Source organism: Paenibacillus sp. FSL k6-2145, from assembly GCF_037976585.1.
Classification (GTDB): domain Bacteria; phylum Bacillota; class Bacilli; order Paenibacillales; family Paenibacillaceae; genus Paenibacillus.
Genome location: NZ_CP150267.1, coordinates 2,791,907 through 2,804,744, shown reverse-complemented (window position 1 = coordinate 2,804,744; position 12,838 = coordinate 2,791,907). Strand labels below are relative to the sequence as shown.

Genomic DNA, 12,838 nt, shown 5'->3' with positions numbered 1-12,838 from the left:
GGTTACCTTCTATAGTAATCTATATTTATTTACGTTCTACTTTATATCCTTTATCCTCAAGCAGTTTCACGATGCCGTGATCGCCCAAGTAGTGTGCCGCACCAACAACAATGAAATATTCCTCACCTTTGCCGTTTTTCAAGTAACCATCGATTTTGTCCGCCATACCAATGTTACGATCAACTAACATTGCTTTGTTATATTCCTCGTTAGTGGAGAAGCTGTTTGTCAGTTCAAGCAGTTGCTCGTCATTACCCGTTTTCCACATCTCTGCCATTTCTTTCACACTGTTATCCAACACGTCGAAGTTTTCGATTGTCGCTTTCAGTGTTTCCTCTTGTGTTTCTTTGGAAAAGTCGTTAAACATGCCAAGTTGAGATTGATAACTCTCCAATTCAATAACTGGAAGTTTGCGCTCGATCGCTTTCTGGATGAAATACAGATCCACTCCTGCTGACGCTTCGTATCCTGCCGTTGTGGACTTCAAACTTGCAAGTGTGCTCTCTACTACCCAAGGCTTAAATGCATCCAAAGCGTTAGACTCCAGACCATTTTTCTTCAATACATCGCCCAGCTTAGTATACGTTTCACTGGAGATGTGATCTTTCAGTGTTGTGCCATCCTGATACGAACCCAGACTTAGAACCAGCTTTTGCTGCTCTTCATCAGCGGCTTTGCTAATATCAATCTCTACCCCGAGATAGTCGGCTTCCGCAAAGGCTTCTTCGAACTCCGGACGTAATGGATAGAAGCTCTCATCAGCAATATGCATTGACCCTACTAGATAGACCGTATTGCCATTGCTTTCAACTTCCCACATGAAGCCGCGTCCACCGGTTTGAGCAGTTTCCGTTGCTCCACCTTTGGATACCAACAACACGGTGCGCGTTGCAGCATCCCAGCGTACTTCATAACCCGCAGCATCACCGACGATGCGGATTGGCGCATACGTTACACCGTTGATACGTGTAAGCTTGCTTTTGAGTGTAATCGTTTTGCCATTTACCACAGCCGTGATCGTATCATCTGTCGCAGTTGTTAACTTCACATCCATAGCATCCAGCGTAGTCCGCAGTGGAACCAATGTTGTACCTTTATCCAGGATTGGTGCTCCTGTAGCATATTTCACAGCTTGGTCATTAACCTTGACGGAAGTTCCTTGTGGAGCAGCCATAGCTGGTACTGCAGATACGAGCAAACCTACCGAGATGGTAAGAGATAAGAGCATGCGTTTCCAATTTTTCATATTATGTAATCTCCTTTATTGAATATAGTTGCCAATCCAATTTTTAATAGAATAGACACACTTAGATACTACGGATCAAAGTGGGAATTGGTGCCACTCCACAAACGGAGCAGCACTTATCCAATCCCTCCCCTTCAAACACTCAATTTAGATCTTATATGCCTTCATGGCCTTAAATAATTCCTTGAAAGTTGGACGTTTACCGTACATCAACACACCTGTGCGATAGATTTTCGCTGCAAGCCATCCGAAGATGATAATGGATACGATCAGAATCGCTAATGAAGTTAGAATCTCCCAGGTTGGCGCAACCCCTGCACCAATCCGTACCAGAATCGCGGTCGGCGATGTGAATGGAATGAAGCTTGCGATTTTCAACAACAGAATGTTCGGCGTAGAAATACTGAAGATCGCAATATAGAAGGATACAAGTGACAACATCGTAATCGGCAGAACAGCCTGACCGAGTTCCTCAGTACGGCTTACCATTGAACCAATGGCAGCGAACAACACGGCATACAGGAAGTAACCCAGAATGTAGAATATAAGTCCGTACACAATAACTGCACTATTCACATCACTCAGACTCATATTGAAGTCACCTAATACTGCACGGTTATGCGGCAGCAAGATATTTCCGGCAACCACCGCTCCGAAGATCCCGATTTGCAGCATCCCCACCATGAAGATCCCGATGATTTTACCAAACATCTGACTGAGCGGTGATACACTCGTAATCAAAATCTCCATAATACGTGAGCTCTTCTCCGCCGTGATCTCGGAGGCAATCATGTTACCTGTCATCATGGTCGAGGTGAACAACAGGATGATCAACAAGTACACCACAATATAGTTAATTGGACTCATCGCACCTTCTGACTCTGCACCCGCCCCATTTTCATCTGTGCTCAGGCTTTGCTCGGTGAGCTTCACAGGTGTTGTAATCAGTTCCTTCTGCTCCGCTGTGAGTACATCCTTCACAACCACATCCAGCTTCACACTCTGTAATGCCGCTTCAATGGATGCAATGATCTGAGGTGATACGTCTTCTGCTGAATATAGAATGGGCTGCGGGAACTCTTGCCCGGAAACAGCCTCAAACTTCAGATAACCATCGGTAAGCCCTGTTTCCACATCCGCCGCAAGAGCAGCCTCATCTTTGTCACCACTGGCAATGAATCGATAGGCCTGATCTCCTTGAGCCGCAGAGAAGCTCTCCAGTTTCTCCGAAACTTCAGGCTGCCCTGTACTCAGAAGACCGATATTTACAGGATTGCTGCTAGAAGCTCCACCAATGGAACCCCCATTAAATAAGGTAATGAAATACGGGACATTGAGTCCGATTGAAATTAAAAGTGCAAGTACAATGGTCGTCACCATGAATGATTTCGTTTTAACTTTGTTTTTAAATGTAAAACCCGTAATCGTTCCCATTTTATTCATTCGACTCACCTACCTCACGAATAAAGATTTGGTTAAGCGTTGGTTCCTTCAGTTCAAAGTGTTCCACTGTCGTCTGGGTCATGGCTGTTCTCAGAATCTCTTGAGCCGCTTCCACCTGACTAATATGTATCAGGTAACCACGCTCATTCCGCTCGACTTTCTTCACACCAGGCAACTGTTCAAGTCCTTCCACACTACCAATCGTACCCAGGAATACCTGTTCACGCGGATACCGGCTCTTGATCTCCTTGATCTCTCCTTGTACCACCGTGTTGGAACGATGCAGAATAGTGATCTGACGACACAACTCTTCAACATGCTCCATGCGGTGTGTCGAGAACAGAATAGCTGTGCCTTCATCACGCAACTCCTTGACGGTGGACTTGAGTAATTCTACATTCACAGGATCCAGTCCACTGAACGCTTCATCCAGGATGAGAATCTGCGGTCTATGCACTACGGCTGCGATAAAGCCCATTTTCTGCTGATTACCTTTGGATAACTCCTCGATCTTTTTCTCGTAATACTCAGGTACCTCAAACCGATTCAGCCAGTACTTGAGGCTCTGATCTGCGTCCTTACCATTCATGCCACGAAGTCGTGCCAGGTAATTAATCTGTTCGCTGACTTTCACCTTCGGGTACAATCCGCGCTCTTCCGGAAGATAACCCATAATCTGTTGCAGCTCCGTATTATAGGGCTTGCCGTTGTAAAGGATGTTCCCTCCGTCAGGATGAATCAGTCCAAGCACCATGCGCATTGTTGTCGTTTTACCTGCACCATTGGCTCCGAGCAGTCCGTAAATCTCTCCCTCTTTTACATTGAGCGTGACTCCATTAACGGCTGTTTTGTCTGCATATTGCTTGACGACTTGCTTCAATTCCAATCGGTTCATCATTTATCGTCTCCCTTCGGTTATTTCCACTGTACGGGTGCATACCCGGCAATCCAGAATGCCAGCACTTCATCCAATTCCAAGTTACGGATTTTCAATACCCGGTTATTGGACAGCTCCAGCCTCTCCTGCGCCTCGCTGACCCGGGTTGTAATTACGCGAACCAGACCTCCCTCTTCCAAAGAAGATTCCACAACACCAGGAATACTTTCTGGCCTTAAATCTCCTTCATACCAGACTTCTTTCCACTGATCGAGCACCATATCTTTCTCGGCCATCCCCAGCGACTGACCACGGTGCATCAATACGATGTAATCCGCAAGCCTTTTGACTTCGTCCGCAATATGTGTGGCAATCAGAATCGTGGTGTCTCCCCCCGCCATGAAGGTACGGAACTGCTCAACCATCACTTTCCAGGCAAAGGGGTCCAGTCCTGATGAAGGCTCATCCAAAAGCAATAGTCTTGGGCGAGCTGCAATTGCAGCTGCAATCTCAAATTTTCGCCGTTCTCCCTTGGACATCTTGTTCAGCTTCACATCAACAGGTACTTCCATATCATGAATCAGTTGGTCGAACAACTTCATATCCCAACGTGGGTACCAGTACGCCCGGAAATGGGCTGCTTCCTGTGCTGTTATCCGGTTCTCTTCTGAACCAGCGTTATCTGCCACAAAACCAATCTGTTGTCTCAGTTCAATGGGAAGTGGCCCATCATGTTCCTGACCAAACCATATAATCTGCCCAGCATCTGGCAGCACCACTTGCTGCAGCATGTTAAGAAGGGTGCTTTTGCCTGAACCGTTGTGACCGAGAATAGCGACTATATACCCTTCCGGGATGGTCAGATCAATTGGGCCAATAACTCTGCGTTTTCGCATTTTGGATACGCCGTTCAACTGGATTGCTATCGGTTCCACGTATGAATCACTCCCTTACTTCGCGTAAATAGCCTTCAGGACTTCCCGGAACAGGCTCTCCATCTCTTCTTCCGTACAGCCTACCGATTTCCCGGACTGCACCGCTGCTTGCATCGCTTCCTGTGCGGCCTTTAATCTATAATTCTCTCTGTCGCCGGCTTCTACCTGGGCCACAAATGTACCTGTCCCCTGCTTCGTACGAAGCAAGCCTTCATTCTCCAGATCCTGATAGACCCGTCTAACCGTAATAACACTGCAATTCAGTGCTCCGGCGAACTCACGAATGGACGGCAAATGTGTTCCCTCCCCCAACTGACCCGTAATAATTAACGATCTTAACTGATTTTCAATTTGGTGGTATAAAGGTTCAGCGCTATTTTCATTAATTTGAATGGGTATTTTCACATCTTGCACCTCGCCCTCCGGTACACTCCAGTCTGTTACCTGACCGTGCCGGTTTCATCCTGTATTCGTACATAAGCTCAATTCTCATTTTAATTCAAATCCCGTTGAACCAGCTTCTTCAGCGTCAAGCGACTAAACAGCCATAGTCCCGCTACGCCAGCCACCAGAGCAATCCACATGATCGGGGAAAGTAGCCCCCATGATTTACTTTCATCCAGTACAAGCCGTAATCCGTAACTGCCTGACATTCGAATCAGTAAGGACATGCCAATGGCGATTGGTACAAAAAGCGTACTGAGAAGCAAATATTTCTTGCCACTGTTCAGAAACTCTCCGTAAATATACAATCCTGTTACCACAAGTCCATAACCTGTACAGGTAAGGCTAAAGGCCAGATATTGATCCCATCGGAATCCTTCGGAATGAAGGTTAACCACATATAACGATCCGTAGAAAAAGATACCGTTGTAAGCAAACGCCATTAGAGACTGCTGTAACCTGGACCACATCACCGCTTGTTCAGGGATAGGAATTCTGCGATAGTAGGCCAGCATCTGCGTATAGGAATCCTCATGTATGTAACGGAAGGAGCGCCTGCAGAACATAAACCCTTGAAATGGCAACATAAGTAAAAAGAAGGCATCCACCACCGGATTAATGAAATCTGTCTGTTGTTGTCCTACTAACATCACACCGCTCATGCTGCCAGTGTATATCATGAATATTGCAGACCATAGCCATTGGAGCTTATCCTTACTCATCTGGCTGCGGGTCAGCCACCACGCCTGCTTCCATTCGTTCATATGCCTGCCTGCCTTTCACCTGTCATTCACTCACTCATCTTGCTTACTGTGTTCACTGTGTTTACTGTATATATCAATATACACAGTATACAGACCGAATTCTCATCCCGTCAACCCTTAAATTTCCTGAATCAGGAAGACGGGATGGGACACAGTACGAATTTACGTTAAAATAAATTAAAGTCACGATTCAAAGAAAGGAAGGTTACAGCTATGGATTGGCTGGTAGAGATCGGATTTGTCCTCCTTTTCCTCATTGTCGTTATCTGGTTGGTCCTCCGGGATGAGCCTCATCGTCATTCTGCCAAAAAAGGGAGACATCGCATCCGTCGTAACAACGGTTATACCGACTCTGCTTCGGGATATCCGGTCATTACAGGAGATGACTCCTACGATCGACATTCCAGACACACACCGGATCACAAACATCATGAGTCGGATTATTCATCAGACACACATTCTCATCACAACAGCGATAGTGGTAGCAGCAGCGACAGTGGTGGGGATAGTGGCGGCGGCGACAGTGGGGGCGGCGGGGATTAGGGGAATATACGAAATTCCCCAAGCACAAAAGAAGGGCTGTACCCGTTATTGTGTACACACACAATAACGGATACAGCCCTTTGCCGTTCTCTAGCACCTGTTTACAGAAGAGGTCTTACGATTAAACGAGGTTGTAGCCACTAGGCAGACTGCGATCCCTGCGGATTGCGCGAATCTGAGCCAGCGTTAACCGTTGATTGGTGGAGATCAGGGATTCCACATCATTGCCACGGATCAGATCATCCAAATCTCTCAAGTTGGTGTTGCCACGGAAGACACGGAATCCACCTTGAAAGTTAGGACGCGTAAACACAACCAGCGTTGCATTCGAACTTGTTGAGAAAAAGCGTAGGCTCTCCACCCCATCCAAAATATTGTCCAGGTTGCGGAGCCCCGTATTGCCACGATAAATGCGGCTTCTCCCTCTGTAGTTCTCTTCAGAATACACCGTGAGACGTGGATACGTTTGACTGACATTGACTGTTTTTTTCATTTACTTTCCCCCTCTCAAACTCATTCTATGAATGAATGAGAGAGGGAGCGTGGACGAATCGTCTACTAGATTCGTCTATTTTCATAGTTTCAGAAGGTCATAGTGACACACGCCCAAGTAGCCGGAGGTTATATCTATACTTTTATACGCCGAGGATAACTTCCCATACGGGACGTGTATGACCACCAGGATATAAGAGATATAGAAGAACATACACGACAACACCTGTTAGCGCTGATCCGAACCAGATCATGGACGTGAACTTGCCCCAGCGGCGATGTGTTCCGAACTTCTTTTTGAACCCCAGGACCAGTGTGGAGATGCCGAATATCGCTGCCACGGTAGCGAGGATAATATGAAAGATCAGAAATATCCGATAAAAGATCTCCAGATCCGGGTCCCCGCCCCAAGCCGTATTACCCACGAACACCGTTCGCGACATATAGATCACAAAGAAAATTAGAGCTGCAATCGCACCTGCTACCATGGCGGACTGATGAGCCTCACGTTTACCTCGAATAATCAGTACCCATCCAATCCCCACCAGTACTGCACTAATCACAATGAAAGAAGTACTGATCGTGGGTAGCCAAAAATACATATCCATCGTGTGTTCCCCCTCTTGTCAGAACATTGACTTAATTATTTGGCAGCCGGATTGAGTGGCCCCCCTGCGCCCCCTGCAGGATACGAATCATCGTCGTCTTCCTGCTTCTCTTTTCGATACCATTGGAAAAAGACATAAGCCAGCATGGAGGCGAAGATCCCTTCCTGAATAAACTTCATTACAATGCCACCAACCTGCTGATCTTCCTTCGCGGAAGACAGAAAGTTGAAGAAGGCTGGCCCACCGAATGAGCGAAGTAAAGCCGTAGAATCTCCAGACACACAATACCGCATGGCTTCAGCCCATACTGCCGGGTTGCTGTACGTCTGATACAACGGCTCGGCCGCAAAAATAATCAATCCACACGCAGGCGTGAGCAGTACCATATTCAGAAAAATAAAACCGATCTTGGATAACCCCGACGCTTGTCTACCCTCTGGCAACGGATTCAGCATTGTCCACCACATGAGCATCGAGGTGATGAACAGTGCAATATAATACAACCGGTGAACGGTAAAATTCAGCATGACATAATCATGTACAATCGGTAGGTGATACAGCGAGAAAAGCCCGTTAAAGATCACAGCTGCAACGATCGGATGAGCCAGGAACGATAGCTGGCGCGTTGGCAACCAGCGTACGATTCTGCGCCATACCCAGATCGGCAAACCTTTCATCATCAGCGGCGGCGCTACCAGATAGGATAACGCCATACTCACCATGTGGAAGCTAAACATTACGTGGCCAAGCAGATTAAATGGGCCAGCTTGAGCCAGATACAGGACAAACAGTCCTGTAATAAACATGATTTTCTGTGCAGCAGTCGCAGGTTCTGCATCCTTTATTTGCTCGCTTAACGGTCCCACAAGCACCAGATAAGCGGCAGCAATGATCAGAAATAAAGCCAATATAAGCGGACTCCATAAGTCGTTGAAGCTAAAATATTGCAACCCGAGCATACGGGAAACCTCCCCGTGACCTGATTTGGTTGTTGCCTTCATTACTTTGTGAAGATTCATTCGCCAAAAAGGGGAAAAGACGGCGGCAATGCGCCGCCGCCATCTCTTTTACCACCAGACCCAATAGAGTGCCATAATGATGCACGTAAAGGCTACGAAAAAGCCAAAGGCCATGAACAGAATCGGCATCAAGTGCCCTTTGTCCTTCAAGTGCATCCAATAACCCAATTGAACGAATACTTGAAGAATAGCCATGACGAGCAAAATAATAATGATAAAGGTTGTGTTGACCCCTCCGGCAGAAGCAGCCGCAAACGCAATCAGCGTGAGAATAATGGAGAAGATAAACACCACGACGTGTTTCTGTGGCCCTTCCGTCCGGTGACGGTGTTTCACAGGCTGTTGATCTGTCTTATCCTGTGCCGACATGTGCTACCCCACCTTTCCGAGCAGGTACACGACCGTAAAGATGAACACCCAGACCACGTCAATAAAGTGCCAGTACATTGCGGAGACGTATACCTTAGGTGCAGTTACGACCGTCAATCCTTTTTTGAACAGCTGACCGATAATGATTCCGATCCACACAATACCAAAAGCAACGTGGGCTCCGTGGAACCCGACCAGTGTATAGAATGCTGAACTGAATGCACTCGTGGTCATGCCAAATTCTTTATGTTTCACATACTCGTAGAACTCGTAAATTTCCAGTGCGAGAAATCCCATACCCAGTACTACCGTGATGCCAAGCCACAACGCCAGTGCATCTCGCTTGCCCTTATGCATGGCCTGAATCGCAAATACACTCGTCAAACTACTGACCAGGAGAATGAACGTTGCAGCGGCCACAAGTGGCAGGTGGAACAGTTCATTCGCCGTAGGTCCATCATTGGTTTGGCCACGAAGAGCCAGGAAGGTAGCAAAGAGTGTACCGAACAGTACCGTCTCGCCGCCAAGGAACAACCAGAAGGCGATAAGCTTGTTACGGCCTTCCAGCGTTGCTTTCTCCGGTTCATGCGGCAATTTGTCGTTCACCGGTTCGGCATGTGAGGTTGTCATGTTCTAGCCCCCTTCTCATCCTGATCCTCCGGTTCAATATGCCAGCCATGATCATCATAAAGTGAACGAAGTGCCATTGCGCCAAATGTGATTACGAGACCAATAATAACTACAATATAATTGTTGAAAATGACATTCATAAATGCATTACCAAATTCATCCTTGCTGAACATCAAGCCAAGTCCGGCGATAAAGATACCTACTGACATTACAAACGGCAACGGCGTTGCTGAAGGCATATGAATCGAACCTACAGGTTCTGCCGGTGTCATCTCCGTATGTCCTGCCATTTTTTCCTTCCAGTATGCATCAATTCCGCGTACCAGCGGCGTCTGCTTGAAATTATATTCCGGCGGCGGAGATGGAATAGACCATTCCAGTGTACGGCCGTCTTCCCACGGATCGTTTGGCGCGCCAGCCGGTTTTCTCATTGTGATTACGATGTTCACGAGGAACATGATAACCCCAACACCCATTAGAAACGCACCGACGGAGCTGACCAGATTAAGCAGGTCAAAGTCCTGATTCGGCAAGTATGTAACGATCCGGCGCTGCATCCCCATCAGACCGAGGAAATGCTGTACAAAGAACGTTAATTGGAAACCGATCATAAACGTCCAGAACGTCCATTTGCCCAGTGTTTCACTCAGAATACGTCCGAACATCTTCGGCCACCAGTAATGCAGTCCCGAGAACAAGCCGAGCACCAGTCCCCCTACAATAACGTAGTGAAAGTGGGCTACAACAAAATACGTATCATGGAACTGGAAATCCGCTGGAGCAGATGCCAGCATGACGCCTGTAACGCCACCCATAACGAAGGTTGGAACGAATCCAACAGCAAACAGATTTGCCGCTGTAAAGCGGATCTGTCCACCCCACATCGTAAAGAGCCAGTTAAAGATTTTGATCCCGGTAGGTACGGCAATCAACATCGTGGAGATGGAGAAAAGCGCGTTGGCTACATTACCCAGACCTGTTGTAAACATGTGATGCGCCCATACCATGAAGCCCAGGAAGGCAATCAGGATGGTGGCAAATACCATGGAGCTGTATCCAAACAACCGTTTACGCGAGAAGGTCGGAATAACCTCCGAGATAATCCCAAATGCGGGCAAAATCAGAATGTATACTTCCGGGTGCCCGAAGATCCAGAAGATGTGCTGCCAGAGTACGGGGTTACCGCCACCTGCGACATCGAAGAAATTGGCTCCCAGTATACGGTCAAACGTCAAAAGTACAAGCCCTACCGTGATGGCAGGAAAAGCAAAAAGGATAATGGCAGATGTAATAAATGTCGTCCATGTAAACATCGGCATCCGCATGTAGGACATGCCTGGAGCACGCATTGTAATAATCGTTGCGAGAAAGTTAATGCCCCCGATGAGCGTTCCCAGACCCGCGATCTGAAGGCCGATGGTGTAGAAATCCACACCATGCGTTCCACTGTACTCACTGCCCGAAAGCGGCGTATATGAGGTCCAGCCCGCATCCGGTGCTCCGCCCATAACCCAGCTCAGGTTCAGCAACAATCCACCAAACAGGAATGTCCAGAAACCCAGCGCGTTAAGAAACGGGAAAGCAACGTCCCGTGCCCCGATCTGCAAAGGCACGACAGCATTCATAATGGCAAAAATAAGCGGCATGACACCAAGGAAAATCATCGTTGTTCCATGCATTGTAATCAATTCGTTGAAGACCTGTGCCGATACAAAATCATTCATAGGCTTCATCAGTTGAATCCGAATCAAAATGGCTTCAATGCCGCCGATTCCAAAGAAAAATCCACCCGCAACCAAATAGAGAATGGCGATTTTTTTGTGATCGACGGTGGTGATCCAATCCATCAAGCCCCTGTACCTCTTGACGCTATGCGCATGAGCCAAGGTTGTGTACCCCCTTCTTCGTCCTTGCTGTTCTATTCATAGTCCAATTTGTAGTTGGCCAGATATTCGGCAATTCCGTCGATTTCTTCATCCGTCAACCCAAGATCTTTGGGATTCGGCATGGTATTGCCCGGCTTCACGGATTGTGGATCATGGAGCCATTCTTTCATGTTATCCAGTACCGGACTACCTTCTTCCTGTCCCTCGCGAGAATTCAGCAAAATGCCTGCGACAGATTCCTTGCCGCCGATTCCCGTCAGGTTAGGTGCAACCGGTCCACCTTGATCACCAACAGCGTGGCAAGAAAGGCAGTTTGTTTTGAACTTTTCGGCCAATTGAGTGTCTTCAGGAAGGACTGCGGGTGCTTTCATCTGGTTCACCCATCTGTCAAACGATTCCTGACTCACTGCTTTTACCTTAAACTCCATGAAAGCATGCGATCTGCCACATAATTCGGCACATTTACCGCGGTAAACGCCTTCATTCGGTGCAGAGAAACTGAACTTGTTAAGTGTTCCATCCGGGTTTGTGTCCATTTTGCCCGCAAGTGACGGCACCCAGAAGGAGTGAAGCACGTCAGCGGTTTTTAATTCGAATGCGATTTTTGTTCCGGTCGGGATGATGAGATCTTGAGCGGTGGTTACGTCATATTGAGGATAAGTGAATTCCCACCAGTACTGATGTGAGGTGACTTGGACCTTAAGTGCGTTTTTGTCATTGGACAGATCTTCGCCTTGGGCAAAAATCGTTTGGACCGTCGGTACTGCCAAAACAATAACCAGCAATAACGGAATGGCTGTCCATATTACTTCCAGCTTGAAATTACCTTCAACCTGTTCGGGCATCTCAGTCTGCCCGGCTCGTCTACGAAACCGGATCAGAACATAGGCCGCTATGGCAAATACAATGATGAGCACCACGATCATAATCGCGATGGATAACTTCATCAGATCATATTGGCCTTGCGCTACAGGACCCTGAGGTTTCATTACCGACAAGTCTTCCCGCCCGCATGCGGATAGCAGCAAAGAGAACACCGCCAGCAAGGGGAGAATTCGCTTTGCAACCTGCCACTGTTTCATCATTGATCTACCCCACTTTTTTACGTTTTCGTAGATTACCGTTGTCGTTCGGTAGAAAGGCAACAAAAGGTACGTTTCAGCACGATACGCATAATCCTCTTCATCATACAGAACGCTTACAAAAATAACGCTTCCAGTACTCCCGTGATTTCCTGCTCAGGGCATGTCTGCGCATTCTTCCAATTCATTCTATATGCTTCAATCACTTATTAAATATAAGTTGAGGGTATGATTTTGTCAATCTTTGGACACATGTTCACAAATTGTTCACTTTATGTAAAAAACCGCTCTACAACTTGATTTGCAAACGATTTCAGTTAAAAGTATTACACTCTACATTTGAAAATTTTTGCCAAATTTCGGTGGTAAAACTCGATTTATTGGTGATTTTTCTCACATTGAAAACATGTGCTATTATGCAAAAGAAAGATCAGAATTTATGGAAAAGATCTCCATATCCATTCAGAAGACATGCCTATCGCTCCATACCGCTATCTTCA

14 protein-coding genes are annotated in these 12,838 nt (G+C 47.0%); 1 reads left to right on the top strand and 13 read right to left on the bottom strand.

Annotated elements, in window-relative coordinates; genetic code table 11:
- Window positions 1-25: 25 nt before the first annotated feature.
- The 6 genes from NZ043_RS12510 to NZ043_RS12485 all read right to left on the bottom strand — a co-directional run bounded on the left by NZ043_RS12510 (window position 26) and on the right by NZ043_RS12485 (window position 5,709).
- Window positions 26-1,246 (bottom strand): TraB/GumN family protein, encoded by a 1,221-nt coding sequence (locus NZ043_RS12510; protein ID WP_339312014.1) that lies wholly within the window; start codon window positions 1,244-1,246, stop codon window positions 26-28.
- A 147-nt stretch (window positions 1,247-1,393) separates the two neighbouring features.
- Window positions 1,394-2,689 carry an ABC transporter permease gene (locus tag NZ043_RS12505; RefSeq protein WP_339312011.1) on the bottom strand — a complete coding sequence of 432 codons (1,296 nt, stop codon included), beginning with the start codon at window positions 2,687-2,689 and terminating at the stop codon, window positions 1,394-1,396.
- Entirely contained in the window at window positions 2,682-3,584 is a 903-nt protein-coding gene (locus NZ043_RS12500) for an ATP-binding cassette domain-containing protein (protein ID WP_339312735.1), read from the bottom strand. The genes NZ043_RS12505 and NZ043_RS12500 overlap by 8 nt, the downstream gene beginning before the upstream one ends.
- Before the next feature lie 20 nt (window positions 3,585-3,604).
- Window positions 3,605-4,501, bottom strand: a complete 897-nt coding sequence (locus tag NZ043_RS12495) for an ABC transporter ATP-binding protein (protein ID WP_091038346.1) — start codon at window positions 4,499-4,501, stop codon at window positions 3,605-3,607.
- A 15-nt stretch (window positions 4,502-4,516) separates the two neighbouring features.
- On the bottom strand, window positions 4,517-4,906 hold the full coding sequence (locus NZ043_RS12490; protein WP_091038380.1) for a GntR family transcriptional regulator: 390 nt from the start codon (window positions 4,904-4,906) through the stop codon (window positions 4,517-4,519).
- A gap of 89 nt (window positions 4,907-4,995) precedes the next feature.
- Window positions 4,996-5,709 (bottom strand): hypothetical protein, encoded by a 714-nt coding sequence (locus tag NZ043_RS12485; RefSeq protein WP_091038344.1) that lies wholly within the window; start codon window positions 5,707-5,709, stop codon window positions 4,996-4,998.
- 213 nt (window positions 5,710-5,922) lie between these two features.
- On the opposite strand from NZ043_RS12485, the gene NZ043_RS12480 reads away from it, so the two are divergent.
- Window positions 5,923-6,252, top strand: coding sequence for a hypothetical protein (locus NZ043_RS12480; RefSeq protein WP_339312009.1), 330 nt, complete (start codon window positions 5,923-5,925; stop codon window positions 6,250-6,252).
- 121 nt (window positions 6,253-6,373) lie between these two features.
- On the opposite strand, the gene NZ043_RS12475 is transcribed toward NZ043_RS12480, so the two are convergent.
- From NZ043_RS12475 to coxB, 7 genes are all read right to left on the bottom strand, one after another.
- Window positions 6,374-6,745, bottom strand: a complete 372-nt coding sequence (locus NZ043_RS12475) for a hypothetical protein (protein WP_036613171.1) — start codon at window positions 6,743-6,745, stop codon at window positions 6,374-6,376.
- Between the two features lie 142 nt (window positions 6,746-6,887).
- Entirely contained in the window at window positions 6,888-7,352 is a 465-nt protein-coding gene (locus NZ043_RS12470; RefSeq protein ID WP_036613174.1) for a DUF420 domain-containing protein, read from the bottom strand.
- A 35-nt stretch (window positions 7,353-7,387) separates the two neighbouring features.
- Window positions 7,388-8,311: a cytochrome c oxidase assembly factor CtaG gene (ctaG, locus tag NZ043_RS12465; RefSeq protein WP_339312007.1), complete on the bottom strand. Its 924-nt coding sequence runs from the start codon at window positions 8,309-8,311 to the stop codon at window positions 7,388-7,390.
- Window positions 8,312-8,419: 108 nt separating this feature from the next.
- Window positions 8,420-8,740, bottom strand: a complete 321-nt coding sequence (locus NZ043_RS12460; protein WP_036613178.1) for a cytochrome C oxidase subunit IV family protein — start codon at window positions 8,738-8,740, stop codon at window positions 8,420-8,422.
- A 3-nt stretch (window positions 8,741-8,743) separates the two neighbouring features.
- Window positions 8,744-9,370: a cytochrome c oxidase subunit 3 gene (locus NZ043_RS12455; protein WP_047840264.1), complete on the bottom strand. Its 627-nt coding sequence runs from the start codon at window positions 9,368-9,370 to the stop codon at window positions 8,744-8,746.
- On the bottom strand, window positions 9,367-11,256 hold the full coding sequence (gene ctaD, locus NZ043_RS12450; protein ID WP_091038336.1) for a cytochrome c oxidase subunit I: 1,890 nt from the start codon (window positions 11,254-11,256) through the stop codon (window positions 9,367-9,369). Before ctaD ends, NZ043_RS12455 begins: the two co-directional genes overlap by 4 nt.
- A 32-nt stretch (window positions 11,257-11,288) precedes the next feature.
- Window positions 11,289-12,341: a cytochrome c oxidase subunit II gene (coxB, locus tag NZ043_RS12445; protein WP_047840266.1), complete on the bottom strand. Its 1,053-nt coding sequence runs from the start codon at window positions 12,339-12,341 to the stop codon at window positions 11,289-11,291.
- Window positions 12,342-12,838 lie beyond the last annotated feature (497 nt).

Bases quoted from the DNA above. Each gene is read 5' to 3' on its own strand.
- NZ043_RS12460 (WP_036613178.1), bottom strand. From the start codon at position 8,740: ATGTCGGCACAGGATAAGACAGATCAACAGCCTGTGAAACACCGTCAC.
- NZ043_RS12485 (WP_091038344.1), bottom strand. From the start codon at position 5,709: ATGAACGAATGGAAGCAGGCGTGGTGGCTGACCCGCAGCCAGATGAGT.
- coxB (WP_047840266.1), bottom strand. From the start codon at position 12,341: ATGATGAAACAGTGGCAGGTTGCAAAGCGAATTCTCCCCTTGCTGGCG.
- NZ043_RS12455 (WP_047840264.1), bottom strand. From the start codon at position 9,370: ATGACAACCTCACATGCCGAACCGGTGAACGACAAATTGCCGCATGAA.
- NZ043_RS12505 (WP_339312011.1), bottom strand. From the start codon at position 2,689: ATGAATAAAATGGGAACGATTACGGGTTTTACATTTAAAAACAAAGTT.
- NZ043_RS12470 (WP_036613174.1), bottom strand. From the start codon at position 7,352: ATGGATATGTATTTTTGGCTACCCACGATCAGTACTTCTTTCATTGTG.
- ctaG (WP_339312007.1), bottom strand. From the start codon at position 8,311: ATGCTCGGGTTGCAATATTTTAGCTTCAACGACTTATGGAGTCCGCTT.
- NZ043_RS12510 (WP_339312014.1), bottom strand. From the start codon at position 1,246: ATGAAAAATTGGAAACGCATGCTCTTATCTCTTACCATCTCGGTAGGT.
- NZ043_RS12480 (WP_339312009.1), top strand. From the start codon at position 5,923: ATGGATTGGCTGGTAGAGATCGGATTTGTCCTCCTTTTCCTCATTGTC.
- NZ043_RS12475 (WP_036613171.1), bottom strand. From the start codon at position 6,745: ATGAAAAAAACAGTCAATGTCAGTCAAACGTATCCACGTCTCACGGTG.
- NZ043_RS12500 (WP_339312735.1), bottom strand. From the start codon at position 3,584: ATGAACCGATTGGAATTGAAGCAAGTCGTCAAGCAATATGCAGACAAA.